The sequence below is a fragment of the Streptomyces capparidis genome, assembly GCF_054782095.1.
The window spans coordinates 21,819-44,365 of record NZ_BAAGTD010000042.1; the positions used below are offsets into that span (position 1 = coordinate 21,819).

The 22,547-nt window shown below is 73.6% G+C and carries 22 protein-coding genes and 1 tRNA gene; 12 read left to right on the plus strand and 11 right to left on the minus strand.

Annotation, left to right across the window (positions count from 1 at the left end):
* Positions 1-127 precede the first annotated feature (127 nt).
* From ACYVO2_RS27700 to ACYVO2_RS27715, 4 genes are all read right to left on the minus strand, one after another.
* Positions 128-928 (minus strand): ABC transporter permease, encoded by an 801-nt coding sequence (locus tag ACYVO2_RS27700; RefSeq protein WP_461010748.1) that lies wholly within the window; start codon positions 926-928, stop codon positions 128-130.
* 8 nt (positions 929-936) lie between these two features.
* Entirely contained in the window at positions 937-1,698 is a 762-nt protein-coding gene (locus ACYVO2_RS27705) for an ABC transporter permease (protein WP_461010749.1), read from the minus strand.
* A gap of 35 nt (positions 1,699-1,733) precedes the next feature.
* The gene (locus ACYVO2_RS27710; RefSeq protein ID WP_461010750.1) at positions 1,734-2,690 is read right to left on the minus strand and encodes an ABC transporter ATP-binding protein; all 957 of its coding nucleotides are present in this window, start codon (positions 2,688-2,690) and stop codon (positions 1,734-1,736) included.
* An 809-nt stretch (positions 2,691-3,499) separates the two neighbouring features.
* Positions 3,500-4,540 (minus strand): NAD(P)/FAD-dependent oxidoreductase, encoded by a 1,041-nt coding sequence (locus ACYVO2_RS27715; protein ID WP_461010751.1) that lies wholly within the window; start codon positions 4,538-4,540, stop codon positions 3,500-3,502.
* 705 nt (positions 4,541-5,245) lie between these two features.
* Between ACYVO2_RS27715 and ACYVO2_RS27720 the strand changes: the two genes are divergently transcribed.
* Positions 5,246-5,416: a hypothetical protein gene (locus tag ACYVO2_RS27720; RefSeq protein ID WP_461010752.1), complete on the plus strand. Its 171-nt coding sequence runs from the start codon at positions 5,246-5,248 to the stop codon at positions 5,414-5,416.
* 3 nt (positions 5,417-5,419) lie between these two features.
* Here ACYVO2_RS27720 and ACYVO2_RS27725 read toward each other — a convergent pair.
* Positions 5,420-5,504, minus strand: a tRNA-Leu gene (locus ACYVO2_RS27725).
* Between the two features lie 130 nt (positions 5,505-5,634).
* Here ACYVO2_RS27725 and ACYVO2_RS27730 point away from each other — a divergent pair.
* The 3 genes from ACYVO2_RS27730 (at position 5,635) to ACYVO2_RS27740 (ending at position 8,730) form a co-directional block, all read left to right on the plus strand.
* Complete coding sequence (locus ACYVO2_RS27730) at positions 5,635-6,987, plus strand: M20/M25/M40 family metallo-hydrolase (RefSeq protein ID WP_461010753.1); 1,353 nt, start codon at positions 5,635-5,637, stop codon at positions 6,985-6,987.
* A gap of 187 nt (positions 6,988-7,174) precedes the next feature.
* A complete protein-coding gene (locus ACYVO2_RS27735; RefSeq protein WP_461010791.1) occupies positions 7,175-7,432 on the plus strand; it encodes a chaplin in 258 nt (85 codons plus the stop codon).
* A 350-nt stretch (positions 7,433-7,782) separates the two neighbouring features.
* On the plus strand, positions 7,783-8,730 hold the full coding sequence (locus ACYVO2_RS27740) for a chaplin (protein WP_461010754.1): 948 nt from the start codon (positions 7,783-7,785) through the stop codon (positions 8,728-8,730).
* Between the two features lie 97 nt (positions 8,731-8,827).
* Here the strand turns inward: ACYVO2_RS27740 and ACYVO2_RS27745 are convergent, their stop codons facing one another.
* Positions 8,828-9,013 (minus strand): DUF5703 family protein, encoded by a 186-nt coding sequence (locus tag ACYVO2_RS27745; protein ID WP_461010755.1) that lies wholly within the window; start codon positions 9,011-9,013, stop codon positions 8,828-8,830.
* 47 nt (positions 9,014-9,060) lie between these two features.
* Here ACYVO2_RS27745 and ACYVO2_RS27750 point away from each other — a divergent pair, with 47 nt between their 5' ends.
* Positions 9,061-9,696 (plus strand): hypothetical protein, encoded by a 636-nt coding sequence (locus ACYVO2_RS27750; RefSeq protein WP_461010756.1) that lies wholly within the window; start codon positions 9,061-9,063, stop codon positions 9,694-9,696.
* A gap of 13 nt (positions 9,697-9,709) precedes the next feature.
* Here the strand turns inward: ACYVO2_RS27750 and ACYVO2_RS27755 are convergent, their stop codons facing one another.
* Both ACYVO2_RS27755 and ACYVO2_RS27760 read right to left on the minus strand, forming a co-directional pair.
* The gene (locus ACYVO2_RS27755; protein WP_461010792.1) at positions 9,710-11,539 is read right to left on the minus strand and encodes a helix-hairpin-helix domain-containing protein; all 1,830 of its coding nucleotides are present in this window, start codon (positions 11,537-11,539) and stop codon (positions 9,710-9,712) included.
* Positions 11,524-12,504 (minus strand): aldo/keto reductase, encoded by a 981-nt coding sequence (locus ACYVO2_RS27760; protein WP_461010757.1) that lies wholly within the window; start codon positions 12,502-12,504, stop codon positions 11,524-11,526. The genes ACYVO2_RS27755 and ACYVO2_RS27760 overlap by 16 nt, the downstream gene beginning before the upstream one ends.
* Positions 12,505-12,824: 320 nt before the next feature.
* Here ACYVO2_RS27760 and ACYVO2_RS27765 point away from each other — a divergent pair, with 320 nt between their 5' ends.
* Positions 12,825-13,874, plus strand: a complete 1,050-nt coding sequence (locus ACYVO2_RS27765; protein ID WP_461010758.1) for an LLM class F420-dependent oxidoreductase — start codon at positions 12,825-12,827, stop codon at positions 13,872-13,874.
* A 67-nt stretch (positions 13,875-13,941) separates the two neighbouring features.
* Here the strand turns inward: ACYVO2_RS27765 and ACYVO2_RS27770 are convergent, their stop codons facing one another.
* A complete protein-coding gene (locus ACYVO2_RS27770; protein WP_461010759.1) occupies positions 13,942-14,550 on the minus strand; it encodes a hypothetical protein in 609 nt (202 codons plus the stop codon).
* Positions 14,551-15,016: 466 nt separating this feature from the next.
* Between ACYVO2_RS27770 and ACYVO2_RS27775 the strand changes: the two genes are divergently transcribed.
* Complete coding sequence (locus ACYVO2_RS27775) at positions 15,017-15,802, plus strand: ferritin-like domain-containing protein (protein WP_461010760.1); 786 nt, start codon at positions 15,017-15,019, stop codon at positions 15,800-15,802.
* Positions 15,803-15,824: 22 nt separating this feature from the next.
* Here ACYVO2_RS27775 and corA read toward each other — a convergent pair whose 3' ends face one another.
* The gene (corA, locus tag ACYVO2_RS27780) at positions 15,825-16,817 is read right to left on the minus strand and encodes a magnesium/cobalt transporter CorA (protein ID WP_461010793.1); all 993 of its coding nucleotides are present in this window, start codon (positions 16,815-16,817) and stop codon (positions 15,825-15,827) included.
* A 143-nt stretch (positions 16,818-16,960) separates the two neighbouring features.
* On the opposite strand from corA, the gene ACYVO2_RS27785 reads away from it, so the two are divergent.
* The 5 genes from ACYVO2_RS27785 to ACYVO2_RS27805 all read left to right on the plus strand — a co-directional run bounded on the left by ACYVO2_RS27785 (position 16,961) and on the right by ACYVO2_RS27805 (position 21,033).
* Positions 16,961-17,668: a histidine phosphatase family protein gene (locus ACYVO2_RS27785; RefSeq protein WP_461010761.1), complete on the plus strand. Its 708-nt coding sequence runs from the start codon at positions 16,961-16,963 to the stop codon at positions 17,666-17,668.
* 271 nt (positions 17,669-17,939) lie between these two features.
* The gene (locus ACYVO2_RS27790; RefSeq protein WP_461010762.1) at positions 17,940-18,536 is read left to right on the plus strand and encodes a DUF3090 domain-containing protein; all 597 of its coding nucleotides are present in this window, start codon (positions 17,940-17,942) and stop codon (positions 18,534-18,536) included.
* The gene (locus ACYVO2_RS27795; protein ID WP_461010763.1) at positions 18,497-19,351 is read left to right on the plus strand and encodes an SCO1664 family protein; all 855 of its coding nucleotides are present in this window, start codon (positions 18,497-18,499) and stop codon (positions 19,349-19,351) included. The genes ACYVO2_RS27790 and ACYVO2_RS27795 overlap by 40 nt, the downstream gene beginning before the upstream one ends.
* Before the next feature lie 191 nt (positions 19,352-19,542).
* Positions 19,543-20,772: a cysteine--1-D-myo-inosityl 2-amino-2-deoxy-alpha-D-glucopyranoside ligase gene (gene mshC, locus ACYVO2_RS27800; RefSeq protein ID WP_461010764.1), complete on the plus strand. Its 1,230-nt coding sequence runs from the start codon at positions 19,543-19,545 to the stop codon at positions 20,770-20,772.
* A 129-nt stretch (positions 20,773-20,901) separates the two neighbouring features.
* Complete coding sequence (locus tag ACYVO2_RS27805) at positions 20,902-21,033, plus strand: hypothetical protein (RefSeq protein ID WP_461010765.1); 132 nt, start codon at positions 20,902-20,904, stop codon at positions 21,031-21,033.
* Positions 21,034-21,109: 76 nt separating this feature from the next.
* Here ACYVO2_RS27805 and ACYVO2_RS27810 read toward each other — a convergent pair whose 3' ends face one another.
* The gene (locus ACYVO2_RS27810) at positions 21,110-22,345 is read right to left on the minus strand and encodes a PAC2 family protein (protein ID WP_461010766.1); all 1,236 of its coding nucleotides are present in this window, start codon (positions 22,343-22,345) and stop codon (positions 21,110-21,112) included.
* Positions 22,346-22,547: the final 202 nt, after the last annotated feature.

The window sequence follows — 22,547 nt, forward strand, 5'->3', positions numbered from 1 at the left end:
CGGTGCAGGAGCTGGAGGCGCGCCGTGTGCCGGCGCAACGTCCCCCAGGCCGTCGTAGACCCGCTGATCCGGCGCACAGGGCCTGGGCCTTCGCTCGGCGCTGCCGCCCCCGTGCCTCGCCGGCTCCTCAGTGCCCGCTGCTCTCGTAGTACCTGGACTGCCGGACCCAGAACCGGTACGCCGCACACATCAGCAGCACACCCGCAGCCGGCGCGCCCCAGCCGAGCCAGATGGGAACCGCCAGCTCCTCCTCCCGGTTGAGCAGCATCGTCGCCGGCAGGTAGGCGACGAAGGCGAGCGGGAAGAGGAAGGTCAGCCCGAAGCTGGCAGCCGACCCGAAGATTTTCAGGGGATAATGCCCGAAGTCGTTGAAGACCGTGTCGATGGTGAGCCTGATCGGCATGGTCTTCTTCATCGTGAACGCCAGTGCGGAAGCGGCGAGCTGTAGCGCCCCCTCCACCAGCGCACCCCCGATGACCGCCAGTACCAGATAGCCGGTGGCCGCTGGCGACCAGTCGACCGGAGCCCGGCTTGAGGCGAGGGCCAGCAGGGCCACGCCTCCGATGAGGTCGCCGAGCGCGGTCAGGCGCAGCCGGCGGCCCAGCAGTTGGACGAGCGGCGGGGCGGGCCGCACCAGATAGCGGTCGTACTCGCCCCCGACGATCACCTCGTCGACGTAGATGAGCTGGTTCCCCGGCGCGACCCACAGCGAGTGGGCCATCAGGCGCATGCCGTAGAGGAAAGCGATCTCGTCGAGCCCCCAGCCGCCGATCGTCCCGAAGCGCTCAAGCACGGCCCAGAGGAAGGCGAGCCCGACACCCTGGTAGAACAGTCCACCCACGATGTTGATCAACAGGTTGCTGCGGTACTGGAACTCGGCACTGAAGGCCGCGGCGACGAGCAGTCGGTAGGTGCGAAGCCAGCGCATCGCCGACCTCAGCCGCCCTGCACCAGCACGCGGTGCCGCGCCCGGGCCCAGACCCCGGCCGTGATCGCGCTCAGCGCTGCGGCCCAGAAGAGCTGCACCCCGAGAGCCGCGCCGACCCCGGCGCCCTCGATCCGGCCCAGATAGACAGCCGCGGGGATATAGCTGGTCGCCTGGAAAGGCAGCGCCTGGGCCACGACTTTGACCGGGCCCGGCATGAACCACAGCGGCACCAGAGCACCCGAGAAGAACTGGGCGACAAAGCGGTAGATCATGCGCATGCCACTGATTTCCAGCGTCCAGAAGGCCACCATGCCCAGCAGCATGAACAGCAACTGGTTCACCACCAGCGCACCCGCCAGCGTCACCGGGTAGGCAACCGCGGCCACCGCCGAGGCCGGGGCTTCGGCCGTCCCGATGAGCAACGCGAACGGCAGCGCGATGAGCAGTGCCGGGACCGAGGCCGACGCCCGGCCGAGCTGTCCGGCCAGCATCTGGGACGGGAATCCGACCGGACGCAGCAGATCCACCGCGACTTTTCCGTCCCGCACGCGCTGCTCGATCGGTGAGAGCTGCCACGGGTTGAACAGGGTGTACTGGATCGTGGCCAGCGTCGCGTACGCCGTCATCGTCCGGATCCCGACGCCGCCGACCTCTCCGCGGTCGCCGTAGAGGGCCGCCCACACCACCCGCAGCAGATAGATCTGTAGCAGCATCATCACGAACACTGACAAGTACGCCGAGCGATACGCGAGCGCGACCTTGAACTCCATGCGGGCGAAGGCAAGACACCGCGCAAGGCGTCGACTCATCCGCGTTCCTGGTAGATCCGGTGGATGACGCCCTCCAACTCGGGCTCCACGATGGCCAGGTCCGTCACCTCGCAGCGGGCCAGCACCGCGGCGATCAGCTCTGCTGGCTTGGTGCGCGCCGGGTCGAACCGCAACCACACCCGCCCTTCCTCACGCTTGACGACCTCGGCGTCGTCGACCTCGACCAGCCCTTGTGTCTCCACGACCAGCTCTCGGTAGGGTGCGTACCGGGCCTTGAGCTCCGGCACGCCGCCGTCGTAGACGACCTTGCCGCGGTCGATCATCACGATGCGCTCGCAGAGTTGCTCGACGTCGTCGAGATCGTGCGTGGTGAGGATGACGGTCGTGCCCGAGGTGCGGTTGAGCTCGGCGACGAAGCGGCGGATGCGGTCTTTGGCGACGACGTCGAGGCCTACGGTCGGCTCGTCGAGGTAGAGGATCCGCGGGGCGTAGAGCATCGCGGCGGCCAGATCGCCGCGCATCCGCTGGCCGAGCGAGAGTTGGCGCACCGGGGTGTCGAGGAAGGGGCCGAGGTCCAGCAGCTCGGTGAACCGGTCCAGTTGGGCGGCGTACCGGGCCTGCGGCATGTCGTAGAGCTTGCTGATCAGCACGAGCGACTCGCGCAGCGGAAGATCCCACCAAAGCTGGCTGCGCTGGCCGAAGACCACGCCGATCTGCTTGGCGTTGCGCTCCCGTGCCTGCCACGGCGTCACCCCGGCCACCGTCACCCGGCCCGAGGTCGGCACCAGGATGCCGGTGAGCATCTTGACGGTCGTGGACTTCCCGGCTCCGTTGGGCCCCAGGTAGCCGACCACCTCGCCGGCTTCGACACTGAAGCTGACGCCGTCCACCGCCCGCTGCACCGTCTGTTGGCGTGTGAACAGGCTCCGCAAACCCGCGAACGCCCCGTCCGGCACCTTTGGCCTGCGGAACTCCTTGACGAGATCCTCCACCTCGATAAGAGCGTCTCGTGGCAATGTTGTATTCAATCCTTCGAGGTCCGTCACTCCGGCTGCACGTGGCGGTGCTACGTAACCAGGGCCGGATTGCCCTGGTAGCAGGTTCGGACAAGACCGTATCCCGTACGTTCGCCCAACACCACGTCGATGACCGGATATTCGGGCAGGGCAACGGGAAAGTGCCTCCTCCATCACCGGCCGGCCAGTTCCAGTGGCCGGGTTTCGGCCCGGACGCTGGAGGTTCGCCTGATCGAGACAATGCCGGACAGCCGGATCGGTCCCATGCCCGGGTTCCTGGAACCCGCCATGTCCCGGGTTCCCCGGTTGCCGATGTGAGCCTGTGAGGGGTCCTCGCGCCGCACGGCATCGCATACCCACTGGATCTTGTTTTCGATGCCCCACTGGCCACGTGTCCAGCCAGGATCCCGGCCGCGCCGCCCCACTGCGGCGTCAGGTGGTGCCCCCGTGAACAACCCACATGGCCGGCCTCCTGTAGCACCGTCCGACCGCCGGGCCGGTCCGCACACGGCCTGCCGGGCGGCGGCTGATTGTCCTTGGCCTGCGGCACGCACTGGGCGTCCGTGTCCTCAACGGGATAAGCCGCGGTGGCCTCCTAGGGCCTGACGTGAAATCCCCGTCTGCCCTGCGACGCCTGGCATGCCGAGGGCACGCACCGGACGCGGCGGGGCCGCCCTTCGGGTGACGACGCGGATTCGACGACAGGCCCTACAGGTGCCGTGTCGCGATGACCGTGGGAGCCACTGAGCTCCGATTTTCTTGATCAATGTCGTCGAGAAGTGATGTCAGCGGGCGCGCGGGCGACAACGGCGTAGCTCGGGGGCCGGCCTGCCGGTCACGAGTTCGTCTGCGATGAGCCGTCCGGCGGTGGGCGCCAGGGTCATGGCGGAGTGCATGACGGCGACGTAGACGGATCGGTCGTGTGTCGCGTATCCGATGACGGGTCCGTGAGCGGGCATTGGGCGTTTGCCGGTGCGGTAGCCCAGCAAGCGGCACTGATCGCTTCCTCGGAAGGCCGTTTTCAGGTGCCGGAGCGCGTCTTGAGCGGCCTTCTCCAATGATGCCGCTGTGCCTTCAGCGTGCGGCACGACCAGCAAGAGGTCGCCGTCCCGTACCTCTCGGACCTCGAAATCACGCCTGGCCACGATGGTCTTGACCAGGCCAGGCGGTGCTGCCACCCGTGCGAGGGTGGCCGGGGAGGCGGCAATGGCCAGGTCGGCCGACAGCGGCTCGCAGAGCTTGGGGACCCGCGTTCCGGCAGCGAGTACGACGGTTGCGGCGGCGTGGGGTCCGGTCGAGGTCAGCACTCCCTCGACGCGTCCGTTGGTCACCTGCAAGGAGGTGACCGCGGTGTTGTGGAGCACGGTCGCTCCATGGGCGCCGGCGGCTGCCGCGAGTGCGCGGGTCATGGCCGTTGGGTCGACGCCTGCGTCGCTCGGGGTGTGGATGGCCTGGTCGGGTGGGTGTCGGAGGTTGGGCTCCAAGGCTGCGATGTCACTTCGTCCGATGCGCAACTGGCCCGGCCCCGGCCGTGAGTCCTGCACCGGTGTGTCGGTCCAGGACAGCGAGCCGGTGCGGCGGACGGTGACCTGGGGCAGTTCGTTCTCCAGGCGCCGGTAGTCCGCCAGGACGTGTTCGCGAAGGTCTTGAGCTCCGCCGGGCCAGTGGCCTCCCGAGCCGCGGACCCAGGCGAAGGAGTCTCCGGTGACCCCGGTGGCCGGTGCAGGTCCTTGCTCGAGCAGGGTGACCGGGACGCCCCGACGTGCCAAGTGGTAGGCCACAGAGGCGCCGACGATTCCCGCACCGACAACGACAACGGCTGACATGAGGTCCTTTTCGATAGGTCAACGGCCGTTCAGGCTGTGGCTGCCGCCCCGTAGAGACACAGCCCGGTTAGCTGCTGGTGTCACGCAACGGCATTGCTGCGACTCATCGTGTCCGGACTGGCTTCGGCTCGTTCGGCCCGTTCGGCCCGGGCTCTGGTGTGGGCGAGGCGGCAGGTGTCCGACACACTCAGGCTGTCAGGCTGCCTAGCTGGTCGCTCTGGACATTGGTGGCTCGGAAACGCTCGAGACTCGTCGTGGATCACCTCGTGCCGAAGGTAGTAGTGCAGCATGCCCATGAAGCGGTTGAACAGATCGCGCTGGGCTGAGATGTGGCGGTCTCCGGCTTTTTCGCTCCGGTCGGCACAACCAGATGTTGTCACGAGGGCCCGGTGGAGTTCTTCGGCGTCGGGCAGTCCCGCTTCATCCCGTGGAAGCGCCGCCTGCAAGCATCTGCCTGGTGGATGCGCTCAAGCGTCCCGACCGGGGCGGCCGGTGGATGCAGGTGCCCACCCGAACCCGGCCAAGGCCGCAGACGGCAAGCGCGGCTGTGCCGCCTGGAGTCGGACCGGTCACCGCTCCGGTGGTGCAGCGGATCTTCCCCGAGGGCCTGGCCGGATTCGGGATCTCCACCATTCCCGCGGCGGCTGACCGCCGACGGCATCCCGTGCCCGTCTGCCCACGACCCCGGACGCAGAGGACGCCGTCTTGGAGCCGCTGGACGCATGGCCGGCCGACGCTTGCGCCCCGCACCGTATCGAGCACTCCCTGACCGCCTTGGAAGCCGAGGCCGATCCCGGCCTGCACCTGTCCTACGATCATGAAAAACAGACGGTGCTGGCCGAGACCCGGCCAGCACCGTCCGCTTGTGACTACTGAATGTGTCCGAGGGGGGACTTGAACCCCCACGCCCGATAAAGGGCACTAGCACCTCAAGCTAGCGCGTCTGCCATTCCGCCACCCGGACCTGGGTTGTGGGTGTGGGGCGCCGTGGCCCCGCACCGGGCTCAACGATAGCAAAGAATCCGGGGGCGCTGATCACGCCGGTCAGGGGGTGGGCCTTGGGTGCGGGGGGTGGGCGCGGGAGGATGGCGGTGATGGTTCGGGTGGATATTCGAGGAGGCAGCGTGAGTGAGCCGAGCCCGGTACCGGTGACCGGTGAGGACGAGGTCGTCGACCTGTGCCGTGAGCTGATCAGGATCGACACCAGCAATTACGGGGACGGGTCGGGGCCGGGGGAGCGGGCCGCCGCCGAGTACGTCGCCGAGAAGCTCGCCGAGGTCGGGCTCGAGCCGCGGATCTTCGAGTCGGACCGGGGGCGGGCCTCCACCGTGGTGCGGATCGAGGGGGAGGACTCCTCGCGGCCCGCGCTGCTCATCCACGGCCACACCGACGTGGTGCCGGCCAACGCCGCGGACTGGACCCACCACCCGTTCAGCGGCGAGGTCGCCGACGGGTGCGTGTGGGGCCGGGGCGCGGTGGACATGAAGGACATGGACGCCATGGTGCTCGCCGTCGTCCGCGACCGGATGCGCGCGGGGCGCCGCCCGCCGCGGGACGTGGTGCTGGCCTTCCTCGCGGACGAGGAGGCGGGCGGCAAGCTGGGGGCGCGGTTCCTGGTGGACCGGCACCCCGAGCTGTTCGAGGGCGTCACCGAGGCGATCGGCGAGGTCGGCGGGTTTTCGTTCACGGTCAACGACGAGCTGCGCCTGTATCTGGTGGAGACGGCCGAGAAGGGCATGCACTGGATGCGGCTCACGGTCGAGGGGACGGCCGGGCACGGCTCGATGACCAACGACGACAACGCGATCACCGAGCTGTGCGAGGCCGTCGCGCGGCTGGGCTGGCACAAGTTCCCGGTGCGGGTGACCAAGACGGTGCGCGCGTTCCTCGACGAGCTGTCCGACGCGCTCGGCGTCGAGCTGGACCCGGAGGACATGGAGGAGACCCTCGCGCGGCTGGGCGGCATCGCCAAGATCATCGGGGCGACGCTGCGCAACACCGTGCAGCCGACCATGCTGGGCGCCGGGTACAAGGTCAACGTGATCCCCGGTGAGGCCACCGCGCACGTGGACGCCCGCTTCCTGCCCGGGTTCGAGGAGGAGTTCCTGGCGGACATCGACCGGATCCTCGGCCCCCGGGTGCGCCGGGAGGACGTGCACGCGGACAAGGCGCTGGAGACCGGGTTCGACGGGGCGCTGGTGGAGGCCATGCAGGCCGCGCTGAAGGCCGAGGACCCGATCGCGCGCGCCGTGCCGTACTGCCTGTCGGGCGGCACCGACGCCAAGCAGTTCGACGACCTCGGGATCCGCTGCTTCGGGTTCGCGCCGCTGAAGCTGCCGCCGGAGCTGGACTTCGCCGGCATGTTCCACGGCGTGGACGAGCGGGTGCCGGTGGACGGCCTGAAGTTCGGGGTGCGGGTGCTGGACAGGTTCCTGGACCAGTGCTGAGCGCGCGCTTTCCGGACGAGGGCCGAGCGGGTCGGGAACCGGGGAAACCGGTGACCGGATTCGGTCAGGTGTGCGGAAGTGACTGGGGCGAGTGAAGCTTTCTATAAGCTCGTAGCTCTATTACTCCTTTCTCGTTGGGGTCTGTGCGGTCCGGGCATGTGATCGCATGGTCGTCAAGGAGGAAGAAGTGATGAAGAAGGTCGTCGCCGCCGCGGCGCTCACCGGTGGACTGGTCCTCGCGGGCTCGGGCGTGGCCGCGGCCGACGCGGGGGGTCACGCCGCCGCCGTGGGCAGCCCCGGGATCCTGTCCGGGAACGCCGTCACCGTGCCCGTGCACCTCGACGTGAAGCCCTGCGACACCACCGTCAACGTCATCGCCCTGCTGAACCCGACCTTCAACGGCGGGTGCGTCTACAAGAAGGGGCACCACGGGCACGGGAGCTGAACCCGGCCCACTCCCGCGGGGAGGTGGGGGAGCGTGCGGCCCCGGAGTGCTTCGGCGCTCCGGGGCTTTCCCGTGGAAGGGGAAGGGGAAGGGGAAGGGGAGGGGTAGGGGGAAGGAGGGGCCGATGGGGGGCGGGATTTCGTGTGACGGTCTGGATATCGGCTGGGCCGGTCATGGACTGGGCTGATCGTGGGACGGAATGGGCGGCGGGAGTGAAAGGCGGGCGGGAAAATCGTGGAAATTGACCGCTCAACGGGTGAAACCCGCTACGGCCATAACCGCTTCGCCTCCCGAGCGTTGTCTTCCACGCGGGCACACGTTCCGCGAGTATTCCGGAAGGCAGGAAATCAATGCGACAGGTCGCCAAGAGGGGCCTGGCCACGGCCGTGGCCACGGGGGGCATGCTGGCCGCCGCAGCGGGCCATGCGCACGCCGACGGCGAGGCGAACGCCTCGGTGAAGGGCTCCCCCGGGGTCCTGTCAGGCAACGCGATCCAGGTTCCCGTGAACATTCCGGTCAATCTGTGCGGGAACACCGTCAACGTCATCGCCGCGCTGAACCCCGCCTTCGGCAACACGTGCGTCAACAGCCAGGACAAGACGGCGCGGAGCCGGCACCAGCAGCACCACCACCGCCTGGTGCACCACCGCCACACCTCGGTGGACAACGGCCGGCCGGCCCCCAGCCGCCCCCTGCCGGACCGGCCCGAGGCCGACCCCAGCCCGTCGCGGCCGGGCGACCCCGGCCGGCCGGGCAGCCCCGCCAAGCCCCGCCCCGAGTCGCCCCGCCCCGGCGGCGACCAGGGCAAGCCGGAGCGCCCGCACGACCCGGGCAAGCCGCACCACCCCGGCAAGCCGGGCAAGCCCGCGAAGCCGGGGAAGCCGGGCGATCCCGCCAAGCCGGGGAATCCGGGGAAGCCGGGCGACCCCGCCAAGCCCGCGAAGCCCGGCAAGCCCGACGGTGACCGGCCGGCCGACGAGGGCCAGCGCAACCCCGAAGGCCCCGGCAGGCCCGGCGAGGTGCGCATCGGCATGCCCGGCGAGTGGGAGCACGCCCCCGGCGGCCCCAAGGACCCGCGCCGCCCGTGGCCGGCCGGCCCCCAGGGCATCACGGTGCCCGAGGCCCCCGGATCCGCGCAGGGCCGCGGGGGCGAGCGCGACGGCCGCCCCGCCGCCGTGCCCGCGGACGCCCTGGCCGAGACCGGCGCCGGCGAGCTGGAGCTGACCCTGCCCGTGACCGCGGGCGCGCTGCTTGCGGGCGTCGTCCTCTACCGGAGGTTCCGCCCGGGACAGCGGTGACCCGCGCCGGGCGCACACGGGAGGGCCCGCGCGACGACGTCGTCGCGCGGGCCCTCCCGTGTCGTCGGAACGCCTCTCATGGGGGCGGCACGGGCCCCTACCAGGTGCGCACGGCGCGGATGATCCGCCGCCGCAGCCGCACTCTTCGGCTGCCGTCGGCGTACAGCCTCAGGCGGTCCAGCTCCCAGTGGCCGTACTCGGCGTGGTCGGTCAGCAACTGCCGCGCCTCGTTGCGGGACACCCCGCGCGGCACATACAGCTCTTGAAACTCGTACTCCGGCATCACATCTATTGTGCGGGCAATGCCCCGATACGGATAGCGTCTGCACCATGTCTGATGCCGCGCAACCCACCGTTGCCGAGGTACGCACCGCCGCCGCCGCGGTCAAGGCCGCGCTGGACCGCCACCTGGCCGCCGTCGAGAACAGCGGGGGCGGCGGCCACGACCCCGAAGTGTTCGCCGCCTACGACGCCCTGGCCGCCGCCGCCGTCGCCTACGACGAGCTCCTCGACGTGGTGTACGGCGAGGTCACCCCGTTCGAGGTGCCGGGCGACGGCGGGACGGAGTACACGGGCCCGGAGGAACCCGAGGCCATCAGCGTGCTGATCCGCCGCGACTACACCGTGGCCGAACCGGACCGGCTGGTCGAGCAGGCCGACCGGGTCGCCGGGCGGTCCGGTCGGTCCGACCGCGGCGAGACCGGGGCGGGCCGCTCCCTGAGTTCGGCGGTCGGCGTGCTGTTCGGCGAGTACGAACCCGACGAGATCGCCTCCCGCTGCGAGGACTTCGGCCTGGAGGAGGGCGACTCCACGCTGTGGGTCGCCGCCGCGGAGCCCGCGGAGCCGGGGGAGTGGCTGACCGCCCCGTTCGACGACGTCGATCCGCAGACGCTGATCTACCGCTTCGCGGTCAGCGCCGCCTGGGACGAGGACGAGGAGCCGGGGGTGCTCGGGCTGGAGCGGTGAGCCCGCCGCCCGGTCACCCGGCGTCCCCGGGCAGCAGCTCCCGCAGGATGGCGCGCAGCCTGGTGGTGCGGGGCCTGGCCGGAACCTCGGCCACGGCCCTGGCCAGCGCCTGCTCCACGCCGTGCACCACGGACAGGTGCCGCTCGCCCCGGCCGAACGCCGTGTACACCCACGAGCGGGTGAGCCGGGCCGCCTCGTCGCCGGGCAGCACCACCACGGCGGCGGGGCGGCGCAGCGCCACCGCTTGGTGCGCCGTCAGCGCCCAGCCGTGCCGCACCTCGCCGATCCGCTCGCGCTCCACGGTGACCCGCCGGCCCTCGCAGTCCAGGTGCAGGCCGTCCGCGTCCGCGGACACCACCGTGCCGGGCACCGCCCGCCCGGGCGCGGGCACGTGCACCACGCGGTCGCCCGGGTCGAAGCCCCCGAACCGGCCGGGGCCCGGGTTCAGCCGTGCCTTGAACGCCTCGTTGAGCACCCGGGTGCCCACCGCGCCGCCGTGCCCCGGGGTGATCACCAGGGTCTGCTCCGGCGGGACGCCGAAGGCCCGCGGCACCGAGTCCGTGACCAACTGGACGGTGCGGTGCACGGCCTCGCCCGCGTCCCGCACCGGGACGATCACGACCTCTTTGCCCGGGGCCTCGACGCTGGTGAGCTCCCCGACGCCGATCCCGGACACCAGCTCCCCCAGCGGCCCCGGGTCCGGGGTGCGGGAGGCCACGGACGGGCACGCCTTCGCCGCGACCAGGTCCGCGAACACCCGCCCCGGCCCGGCCGACCACAGCAGGCCGGGGTCGCCGCTGAGCACCAGGCGCGCCCCGTCCGGCACCGCCTCCACCAGCGTGGCCGCCTGCTCCACGTCGAGCTGCGGCGCGTCGCACACCACCAGCAGGTCCAGCGCCAGCGTGCCGTCCTCGGCCCGGCCGGGGCCCTCCTGACCGGACAGCAGCCCCGGCAGGGTGACGACGGCCTCCCGCGCCTCGCCCTCCGGCAGGGTCCGCGCCAGCCGCCGCGCGCTGTCCTCGCCCGCCGCGACCGCCCAGGCCCGCAGCCCCAGGCCCCGCGCCGCCGCGGTGAGCGCCGCGGGCTCGGCGCGGGCCGCCTCCCCGCCGGTGTGCACCACCAGGCCGCTGCCCGCCACCGCGCGCACCAGCTCGGCCGCCGACGGGGACGGCGCCCCGGCCTGCGCCGCCGCCCAGTCGGCGCCGCCCGGCTCCAGCGTGGACAGCAGCCGCACCAGCCCGTCGGCCAGGCTCTCCTCGGCGAGCGCGTACCGGTCCAGGGCGAGCAGCACCCGCACGGGCGGCTCCTCGCCCTCCTCCGCGGCTCCCCGGCGCACCTGCGCCGTGAGGTCCTCGTCCTGGAAGACCAGCACCCGCCCGTCCGTGACGGCCTCCCGCAGCGCCTCGTCCGGATCGGGCACCGAGGCCCGGGCGAGCCGCTCCCGCAGCGCCGCCGACTCCACGGCCGTGTGCCCCTCCAGCGCGGCCCGCTCCAGCAGCCACACCACCAGCGCCCGCGCCCGCCTGGGGTCGCCGGGCCCCGCCTCCCGGCCGAGCAGCGCCCCGGCGAAGGCGTCGGCCTGCTCCACCCGCACCCCGGGCAGCGCCAGCACCTGCCACGGGTCCTCGCGCAGCAGGCGGGCGGCGGCGTCGCCGAGCGCGTCCACGGCCGGTCCGGCCAGGGCCGGGGGAGCGCCGCCCTCGGCGAGCAGGGCCGTCACGGCCCGCAGCGCCTCGGCCCGGCCGGGCGCGGGGCCGGGTGGGGCCGCGGGTGCGGCGGGGGACGGGGGCTGCGGCCGGTGCGGGACGGCGCCCGCGGGTTCGGTGCTCAGAGCGTGCTCCAGTCCTGGTCGGGATAGCGGTGCACCGGTGCCGAGACGTCGTCCAGCGCCGAGCGGATCTCACCGGGAAGAGTAAGGGCCTCCACCGACAGCGCCGCCTCCAGTTGCCTGGCGTCGCGCGGCCCCAGGATCGGCGCCACCACCCCTGGCCGGTCCCGCACCCAGGCCAGCGCCACGTGCAGCGGCGTGACCGCGAGCCCGTCCGCGGCGGTGGCGACCGCGTCCACGATGCCCCGCGCCCAGTCGTCCAGGTACGGCTCGACGAACGGCGCCAGGTGCTCGGAGGCGCCCCGGGAGTCCGGCGGGGTGCCGTGCCGGTACTTGCCGGTCAGCACCCCGCGCCCCAGCGGCGACGACGGCAGCACGCCCACGCCCAGGTCGAGCGCCGCGGGCAGCACCTCCCGCTCGATGCCGCGCTGGAGCAGCGAGTACTCCATCTGGGTGCTGGCCAGGGGGGTGCGGCCGGGCGCGGCGAGCTGCCAGGTGGCGGCCTTGGCGAGCTGCCAGCCGGAGAAGTTCGACACCCCGACGTAGCGGGCCCGGCCCGAGGCCACGGCGATGTCCAGCGCGCCGAGCGTCTCCTCGGCGGGGGTGGCCGGGTCGAAGGCGTGCACCTGCCACAGGTCGACGTAGTCGGTGCCGAGCCGCTCCAGGGAGGCGTCGAGCGCGGTCAGCAGGTGCCCGCGGGAGCCGTCGAACCGCCGGTCGGGGTCGGGGACGCTGCCCGCCTTGGTGGCGAGGACCAGCTCCGCGCGGGGCACCACGCCGTCCAGGAGGCGGGAGACGAGGTACTCGGCGCCGCCGTCCGCGTACACGTCCGCGGTGTCCACCAGGTTGCCGCCCGCGTCGAGGAACACCTTCACCATCTCGGCGGCGTCGTGCTCGCCGGTGTCCCGCCCCCAGGTCAGCGTGCCCAGGCCGAGCCGGGACACGCGCAGCCCGGTGCGGCCGAGGTGCCTTCGCTCCATGTCCGCGAACCTTACTGTCCGCGGGGCGCGCGCACACGGCGCGGGCCCCGCGGTGCCGCGTTGCGGGGGACCGTCGGGACATCCCTTCGCCGCGCGCGGCGTCGGGGAGATCACCGGCGGGCCCCGTTCCCTCGCGGTGCGGCGGCGCGCTAGGGTCCCTACCACGGACATTACTGGCCAGTAGGAACGGCCGGTCCGGAACGGCACGCCCGGACGGCGGCGCCGCGCCCGCGCGGCGCGGACCACGGCCGGCCGGGGCGGCCCGAACACGACCAGCGACACACAACCAGCGACACACGACCACGGACAAGGGGTGCGCCATGCGGCTCGGCATCAACCTCGGCTACTGGGGAGCCGGGATGGACACGGACAACCTCGCGGTGGCCGAGGAGGCGGACCGGCTCGGCTACTCCGTGTGCTGGGCGGCCGAGGCGTACGGCTCGGACGCGGCGACCGTGCTGGCCTACGTCGCGGCGCGCACCGAGCGCATCGACATCGGCTCGGCGATCTTCCAGATCCCGGCCCGCACCCCCACCATGACGGCGATGACCGCGGCCACCCTGGACTCCCTGTCCGGCGGCCGGTTCCGCCTCGGCCTCGGCGTGTCGGGGCCGCAGGTCTCCGAGGGCTGGTACGGCACGAAGTTCGACCGGCCGCTGGCCCGCACCCGCGAGTACGTCGAGATCATCCGCAAGGCCATGTCCCGCGAGCGCGTGGTCCACCAGGGCACGGCGTGGACGCTGCCGCTGCCCGGCGGCCCCGGCAAGCCGCTGAAGCTCACCGTCCACCCGGTGCGCGAGCACATCCCCCTGTACATCGCCGCGATGGGCCCGAAGAACCTGGAGCAGACCGGCGAGATCGCCGACGGCGCCCTGCTGCTCTTCTACGCCCCCGAGCACGCCGAGGAGACCACCCTCGGCCCGCTGCGCGCCGGCCGCGCCAAGGCGGGGCTGACCATGGACGGGTTCGACGTGGTGCCCACCGTGCCGCTGGCCGTCGGCGACGACGTCACCGCGCTCGCCGACCAGTTCCGCCCGTACACCGCGCTGTACGTCGGCGGGATGGGCAGCCGCGAGCAGAACTTCTACAACCGGCTCGCCGCGCGCATGGGCTACGGCAAGCAGGCCGCCGAGATCCAGGACCGCTACCTGGCCGGGGACCGGGACGGGGCCGCCGCCGCGGTGCCGCACGACCTGATCGACTCCACGGCGCTGCTCGGCCCGGTGGAGCGCATCGCCGACCGGATGCGGGCGTACGCGGACGCCGGGGTGACCACGCTCACCCTCACGCCCGCCGGTTTCACCCTTCAGGAGCGGATCGCGGGCCTGCGCGCCGGGGTGGCCGCGCTGGAGCACGCCGGACTGGCCTGACCACCCCCGCGCCGCACGCGGCCGGCGGCCCGGCGGGCCCCTGCCCGCCGGGCCGCCGGCCGGCGCCCTACCGCGGCACCAGCCGCCCCAGCAGCCTGCCGAACTGCACCAGCCGCGCCACCTGCCCGGCGCCCCCGTCGTCCAGCGACTTGCTGAACCGGAACGCCTCCGGCCGGAACCGCGCCGTCGCGGGCGGCGACTGCTCCGGCTCCCCGGGCACCGCCGTCAGCTCGTGCGGCGTCCCGGTCGCCACCACCAGGTGCACCCCGCGGTCCACCCGGCGCCCCTGCCCGTCCCTGCCCACCAGGGTGCGCATGCCCACGTGCGCCACCGCGTCCAGCGGCAGCACCTGCACCGAAGAGTCCAGGACGGTGCCGCCGGGGGCGTCCGCGTCGGCGAGCTCCTCGCTGTGCCACAGCAGCAGGCGCCGGCCGTCGCACACGGCGGCCTCCTGCCACACCGAGGCGCCCGCCTCCGTCAGGTCCACCACGCGCTCCAGGGTGAAGCCGCGCACCCTGCGGCGGCCCAGCACCCCGCGCAGCGCGTCCACGGCGACGTCCGCGTGCAGGAAGTAGGCCGCCGCCGCGTCCTCCAGCCGTTCGTACCGCGACCAGTCCGCGCCCGGTGGGCCCAGCGGCCGCGCCGCCGGGCGGCTCCTCGTCGCCCTGCCGAACATGCTCACCCTGCTCCGCGTCCCCGCGCCGTTCCACCGCACTGCCCGGAGCGCGCTCCGCACCCACCCGGGGTTGCGGCCGCCCGCCCCGGGCCCGGGCGAGCCGGCGGGGAGACGCGCGGGGGCGGGGAGGCGAGGGGGCGCGGGAGCCCGGCCGAGAGGAGGCGGACACGGCATTCCCACGGCCGTGGTGGGGGCTCGGGGGTCGACCCCGCCACGGCCGTCACCCCCTCAACGCCGCAGGGGGACGACCGGTTACGGATGCCCGCGCGGAACGCCCCGGCCGGGCACTTGCGGGCACTTGCGGGCGAACGGGTGCAAAGGCGGGGCGGGCCGCCGCCGCCCTCCCGGGGCAGGCGCTCTTGACGCTTAGTCTGGTAATTCGGCTTATTTGGTGAGTCGACCGGTGTCGTTCGGCGGGTCCGGCCGGTGCGCCGGTGACGCGCCGCCACGCGGAAAGGTGGTCCCGATGCTCTCCGCCCGCAGCCTGTTCCAGGAGATCCACGACGACGACGAGTCCTTCCGCCTGTTTTGCAGCATCGCCGCCAAGGGCGAGGACCAGGGAGGGTGGGAGAACGGCCGCATCGCCGCGCTGGTGCGGGACGCCGAGCTGGCGCCCAAGGTCGCCCGGCACGGCGCCGACGAGGACAAGCACGGCCGGATCTTCACCGCCCTGCTGCGCAAGCGCGGCCTCACCCCGTGCGAGGTGCCCGACGACACCGACTACACCATGCGCCTGGAGCGCCGCGGCATCGGCCTCGCCCACCACAAGCTGCGCCGCGACGAGCCGCTGACCGAACGCGACGTCATCGTCTACCTGGCGCACAGCAGGGTCACCGAGCAGCGCGCGGCCGAGCAGATGCGGCTGCTGCGGAAGGTCTTCGGCGGCCACCCCGACGTCGGCCGAGCGGTGCGGATGATCTCCGCCGACGAGGACAACCACCTCGCCTACTGCCACGAGGAGCTGCTGCGCCTGGCCGGCCGGGGCCACCGGGACACGATCAGGTCCTTGCTGCGGCAGACCGCGCTCGCCGAGATCCGGATCTACCGGGACGTCAGCCTGGCGGTCATGGCGCACATGGGGCGGATCCTGGGCTGGTCCCGCGGGAAGTCGGCGGCGCTGCGCCTCGGCATCCACGCCGTGTACGCCTACGAGCGGCTCGGCGGGTGGCGGCGCATGGTCACCCTGCGGATGCCCGGGCGCCGCAACGCGCTGGGCGGCCCCGCGCAGCAGGCGGGGCCCGAGTTCGCCTGAGACCGCCGCGGGGCGGGGGCGGTCACAGCCAGCCGCGCCGCTTGAAGAACCGGTGCAGCGCCAGGCACGCCCCGGCCATCACCGCGAGCACCGCCGGGTAGCCCCAGAACCAGCGCAGCTCGGGCATGTGGTCGAAGTTCATGCCGTAGATGCCCGCGATCATGGTGGGCACCGCGGCCATGGCCGCCCACGCGGAGATCTTGCGCATGTCGTCGTTCTGCCGCACGCCCATCTGCGCGAGGTTGGCGCCCAGGATGTCGGACAGCAGCCGGTCCAGGCCCTCCACGTGCTCGTTGGCCCGGATCAGGTGGTCGCTGACGTCCCGCAGGTAGGGGCGGGCGTCGGGGGGCACGAACGGCACGGCGCCGGCCGCGAGCCGCTGCATCGGCTCCAGCAGCGGCGACGTGGCCCGGCGGAACTCCAGCACCTGCCGCTTGAAGGAGTAGATCCGCGCGGCGACGCTCCCGGAGTCCGCGCCGCGCGGCGCGAACACGTCCGCCTCCAGCTCCTCCAGGTCGATCTGGAGCTCGCCCGCGATGACCGTGTACCGGTCCACCACCGCGTCGCTGACCGCGTACATCACCGCGGCCGGGCCGTGCCGCAGCACCTCGGGGTCCTTCTCCAGCCGGGAGCGCACCTCGGCCAGCGGGTTGGCCTCGCCGTGCCGGACGGTCACCACGAACGCGTCCCCGACGAACACCATCAGCTCGCCCGTGGAGACCTGCCCGGCCCGCTCGTCGTACAGCACCGGCTTGAGCACCAGGAACAGCACGTCGTCGTACGTCTCCAGCTTGGGCCGCTGGTGCGCGGTCAGCGCGTCCTCGACCGCCAGCGGATGCAGCCGGAACTCGTTGGTGACCAGCTCGAACTCCTTCTCCGTGGGTTCGTGCAGGCCGATCCACAAGAAGGCGTCGCCGGAGGTCCTCGCCTCGTCGAGGGCCTCGGAGAAGTCGGAGGGTCCGGGCACCCGGCGGCCCTCCCGGTAAATCGCGCAGTCAACGATCACCCCGTGGATTCTGCCCCGTTCCGCCGCGATCGCACCACCTTCGCCGGGGGCCCTCCGCTGCGCAGCGGACACCGGCCGTCCCCTGCGCCGCGGACGCTGCCCCGGACGGGCGTTCGAGCAGGACTGCCGGACGTGGTGTCTACAGTGGTGCCATGCCGACCGTCTTGCTCGTCCGCCATGGCCGCTCGACCGCGAACAGCTCAGGAATCCTCGCCGGCTGGACCCCCGGCGTCGGTCTCGACGAGCGCGGGCGGGAGCAGGCCGCCGCGCTCGCCGCCCGGATGTCCGGCCTGCCGCTGGCCGCCGTGGTCAGCAGCCCGCTCCAGCGCTGCCGGGAGACCGTGGCCCCGCTGCTCGAGGTGCGCCCCGGGCTCGCGCTGCACACCGAGGACCGGGTGGGGGAGTGCCGTTACGGCGACTGGTCGGGGCGCAAGCTCAGCGAGCTCGCCGACGAGCCGCTGTGGCGCACCGTCCAGGACTACCCCTCCCGGGCCGCCTTCCCCGGGCCGGAGGGCGAGTCGATGCGCGCCATGCAGACCCGCGCGGTGGACGCCGTCCGCGAGTGGGACCGGCGCGTCGCGGCCGAGCACGGCGAGGACGCCCTGTTCGTGGTCTGCTCGCACGGCGACATCATCAAGTCCGTGGTCGCCGACGCCCTCGGCCTGCACCTGGACCTGTTCCAGCGCATCGCCGTCGACCCGGCCTCGGTGACGGCGATCCGGTACACCGCCGCGCGCCCGTTCCTGGTCCGTCTGGGGGACACCGGCGACCTGGCCGGGCTGGCGCCGCCCCCGCCCGGCAGCGCGTCGGGACCCGAGGACGGGGACGCGGTGGTGGGCGGCGGCGCGGGCACGGACTGAGCCGGCCCGCGGGTGCGCCACCGGCCCTCCTTCGCAGCGGGCCTCGTCCGTCAGTAGGGTTGGAGCCACCACGGGTCGGGCTCTCCCGGCCGCACCAGCCCGACCGGCACCGGCCGGCGGAGCGCGCCGGGGCCGTGCGCCTCACTCACCGCGCCGTGCCGCACCAGGTCGCGAAGCGGCGGGGCGGCCGCCGAGTCGCAGCCCGGGTCGTCGGTCGACCAAGTCGTCGGGCGGATCAGTCGTCAGTCGAGTCGAGTGTTCGGAGCAGGACGTGCCCCGTCAGGTGTTCCTCTACGACCCGCCGGAGCGGTTCGTCGCCGGTACGGTCGGACAGCCGGGCGAGCGCGCCTTCTACCTCCAGGCCACGGGGGCCGGGAGGACGACCAGCGTCGCCCTGGAGAAGGCCCAGGTCGCCGCGCTCGCCGAGCGCGTGGACGAATTGCTGGACGAGGTGGTGCGGCGCAGCGGCGGCAGCGCGCCGGTGCCCGCCGTCGCCCCCGCGGAGACGATCGACACCGGGCCGCTGGAGAGCCCCGTGGAGCCGGTGGAGTTCCGGGTCGGCACCATGGCCCTGGCCTGGGACGCGGACGACGAGCGCGTCGTCGTCGAGGCGCAGGCGCTGGTCGAGGTGGACCTCGCCGCGGAGGAGGACCTCCAGGCCGCCGAGGAGATGCTGCTGCGGGACGACGACAACGGGCCGCCGCTGCTGCGGGTGCGGCTCACCGGCGCCATGGCCCGCGGCTTCGCCAAGCGGGCCCTGGAGGTCGTGGCCGCCGGCCGCCCGCCCTGCCCGTTCTGCAACCTGCCCCTCGACCCGGGAGGACACGTATGCCCGCGCCAGAACGGGTACCTGCGAGGGGCCTCCTGACCGCTGCGGACCTGCCCGCGGGGACGGACGGCGCGGACGACGCGACCGGGCTGCTGGAGCACGGCACCCTCACCGTGCGCGGCCGGGTGGGCGACGCGTCCAACGCGGTGCTGTACTGCGAGGTCGAACGGGACGGCCGCCGGGCGGCGTGCGTCTACAAGCCGGTCCGCGGCGAGCGCCCGCTGTGGGACTTCCCCGACGGCACCCTCGCCGAGCGGGAGGTCGCCGCCCACCTGGTCTCCGAGGCGACCGGCTGGGGCCTGGTGCCGCCCACCGTGCTGCGCGACGGGCCGTACGGCCGGGGCATGTGCCAGCTCTGGATCGAGGCGGCGCCGCAGGTGCCGCTGCTCGCCGTGCAGGAGCCGGGGGAGCCCGGCGAGGGCTGGCGGGCGGTGAGCGACGTCCGGCTCGAGGACGGCCGCCCCGCGCTGCTGGTGCACGCCGACGACCCGGCGCTGCGCCGCCTCGCCGTGCTGGACGCGGTGATCAACAACGCGGACCGCAAGGGCGGCCACCTGCTGCCCACGGCCGAGGGCCGGCTGTACGGGATCGACCACGGCGTGACGTTCCACGCCGAGAACAAGCTGCGCACCCTGCTGTGGGGCTGGGCGGGCGAGCCGCTGCCCGAGGACGCGGTGCGGGTGCTGGAGAAGCTGCGCGGGCAGCTCGCCGGAGGGCTCGGGGAGCGGCTGGGCGAGCTGCTGACCGCGCGGGAGGTCGAGGCGCTGCGCGAGCGCGTCGCCGCCCTGCTGGCCACCGGGCGCCACCCGGAGCCCGGCGGCGACTGGCCCTCGGTGCCCTGGCCGCCGATCTGAGCGGCCGGGCGGACCTCGCGGCTCGGGGCGCGGGCGGCCCCCTCTGGCCCCGCCGGGTGCGCCCGCCGCCCGTCCGGGTGCGGCCGCGTCCGCCGCCTTGGACCGGAAACGTCCTGGTGGGGGGCGTGCGCCCGGCGCGTATCCATGATCCCCCTTCGTATGATGAACGTGCATACAGTTACTCTCGTTGCATGTATGCCTGGCCCGCTTCCGATGTCCCCGCACTGCCCGGCAAGGGCCTGAACCTGCGGGTGCACGACACCTCGACCGGCGGCACCGTGGAGCTGCGGCCCGGCCCGGTCGCCCGCCTCTACGTGTGCGGCATCACCCCCTACGACGCCACCCACCTGGGCCACGCGGCCACCTACACCGCCTTCGACCTGGTGCAGCGGGTGTGGCGGGACGCGGGCCACCGGGTGCTCTACGTGCAGAACGTCACGGACGTGGACGACCCGCTGCTGGAGCGGGCCCGCGCCACCGGGCAGGACTGGACGGAGCTGGCGGAGCGGGAGACCACCCTGTTCCGCGAGGACATGACCGCGCTGCGGATGCTGCCGCCGGACCACTACGTGGGCGCGGTGGAGGCCATCCCGGCCATCGTGCCGCTGGTGGAGCGGCTGGTGGCGGCGGGCGCCGCCTACGAGCTCGACGGCGACGTCTACTTCTCCGTCGGCAGCGACCCCCGCTTCGGCTCCGTCTCCCGGCTCGACGCGGACACCATGCGGCACCTGTCGGCCGAGCGCGGCGGCGACCCCGACCGGCCGGGCAAGAAGAACCCGCTGGACCCGATGCTGTGGATGGCCGCCCGGCCGGGCGAGCCCGACTGGGACGGCGGCAGCCTCGGCCCGGGCCGCCCCGGCTGGCACATCGAGTGCGTGGCCATCGCCCTGGAGCGGCTCGGCATGGGCTTCGACGTCCAGGGCGGCGGCTCGGACCTGGCCTTCCCGCACCACGAGATGGGCGCGGCGCACGCCCAGGCGCTGACCGGCGAACACCCGTACGCGAAGGCGTACGTGCACGCCGGGATGGTCGGCCTGGACGGCGAGAAGATGTCGAAGTCCCGGGGCAACCTGGTCTTCGTCTCCCGGCTGCGCCGCGACGGCGTCGACCCGGCCGCGATACGCCTGGCGCTGCTGTCCCGGCACTACCGGGCGGACTGGGAGTGGACGGACGCGGTGCTCGCCGAGGCCGCGGACCGGCTCGCGCGCTGGCGGGCCGCGGTGTCCCGGCCGGACGGGCCGTCCGCCGACGCCCTGGTCGGCGAGGTGCGCGCGGCGCTCGCCGCCGACCTGGACGCCCCCGCGGCGCTCGCCGCGGTGGACCGCTGGGCGGCGGCGCAGCTCGCCGCGGGCGGGGCCGACCCCGCGGCGCCGGGGCTGGTCACGCGGACGGTGGACGCGCTGCTCGGCGTGGCGCTGTAACGGCCCGCACCCGGGGGGCGGGGCCGTCGCGCCTCCCGGGTGCGGGCCGGTTCTATCCGGCGAGAGGTCTGGACCAAGGTCTAGACCTTGACAGGTCCCCCGGCCTTCAGTGCACTGACGGGTATGCGCGTGAGACGCAGAGTGACGGCGGGACTGATGGCCGGGCTGGTCGCCATGGCGTGGCTGGGCCTGCTGACCGGCGCCGGGGCCGCTCCCGACGAGCGCTCCAGACCCGGGTGCGTGTCCCGGGAGGCCGGGTGAGGGAGCGGCCGCCGCGCCGCCGCCACCGCCCGGCCCGCCCGGGGAGAAACGTCACGGCCGCCCCTCGTCCGGGGACTCACTCCCCGCCGGGCTCCTCGCCGCCGGACGTGTCGGGACCCGGGCCCTCGGGACGGGACGCCCCGGGACCCGGCGCCTGAGGACCGGAGCCCTCGCCGCCGGAGTTCTCACGACCGGGCCTGTCGCGACCGGGCTTGTCGGCGCCGTGCCGCTCCGCGCCGTGCCGCTCGGAGCCCTGCTTCTCGGCGTCGGGCCTGTCCGAGCCGGGCTTGTCGGTGCCTGGCCTGTCGGCGCCGTCCGCCTCGGCGGCCCCCGGGTCCGCGCCCGGGGCCCACCCCGGGCCGTCCGCGGGGTCCTCGCCGCGCCGCGCGGGCCCCGGCTGCGGCCCGGGGACGCCCCTGCGGAACTGCCCGGCCTCGCCGCCCTCCCCGCCCTCGCGGGCGTGCGGGCCGTGGCCGTCCCTGCGGCGCAGATACTTCTCGAACTCCCGGGCGATCGCCTCGCCGGACGCCTCCGGCAGCTCCGCGGTGTCCCGCGCCTCCTCAAGCGACTGCACGTACTCGGCGACCTCGCTGTCCTCGGCCGCGAGCTGGTCCACGCCCAACTGCCAGGCCCGTGCGTCCTCCGGCAGCTCGCCCAGCGGCAGCCGCATGTCCAGCAGGTCCTCGAGGCGGTTGAGCAGCGCCAGGGTGGCCTTGGGGTTCGGCGGCTGCGAGACGTAGTGCGGCACCGCCGCCCACAGGCTCACCGCCGGGACGCCCGCGTGCGTGCACGCCTCCTGGAGCACCCCCACGATCCCGGTCGGGCCCTCGTAGCGGCTCTCCTCCAGGTTCAGGGTCCTGGCGAGCGCCGGGTCGGAGGTGGTGCCGCTGACCGGCACCGGCCGGGTGTGCGGGGTGTCGCCGAGCAGCGCGCCCAGCACGACCACCAGCTCCACGCCCAGCTCGTGCGCGAAGCCGAGCAGTTCGTTGCAGAACGAGCGCCAGCGCATGCTGGGCTCGATGCCGCGCACCAGCACCAGGTCGCGCGGCTTGGGATCGGTGACCCTGACCACGGACAGGCGGGTCGTGGGCCAGGTGATCCGCCGGGTGCCGCCGTCCAGCCACACATGGGGCCGGTTGACCTGGAAGTCGTAGTAGTCCTCGGCGTCGAGCGCGGCGAAGACCTCGCCCTTCCACTCCCGGTCCAGGTGCGCGACCGCGGTGGAGGCGGCGTCCCCGGCGTCGTTCCAGCCCTCGAACGCGGCCACCATGACCGGGTCGATCAGCTCGGGCACACCCTCGAGCTCGATCACCCAGTGCCTCCTTTGCCTCATGCCATGCCGCCGCGAAAGGGTCTCGCGTGCGGCCGTACCAGCAAAGCCTACGGGCAGTTTCCCCCGCCGCCGCAGCCCGCGGCGGGCTCCGCGACGGGGCCCGGGCGGCCGGGGTCCGTGCGGCGCGAGCGGCGGAAGTGGCGGAAGGGGGCGGCCCGCGGGCCGGGCGCGGGGGTCGCCG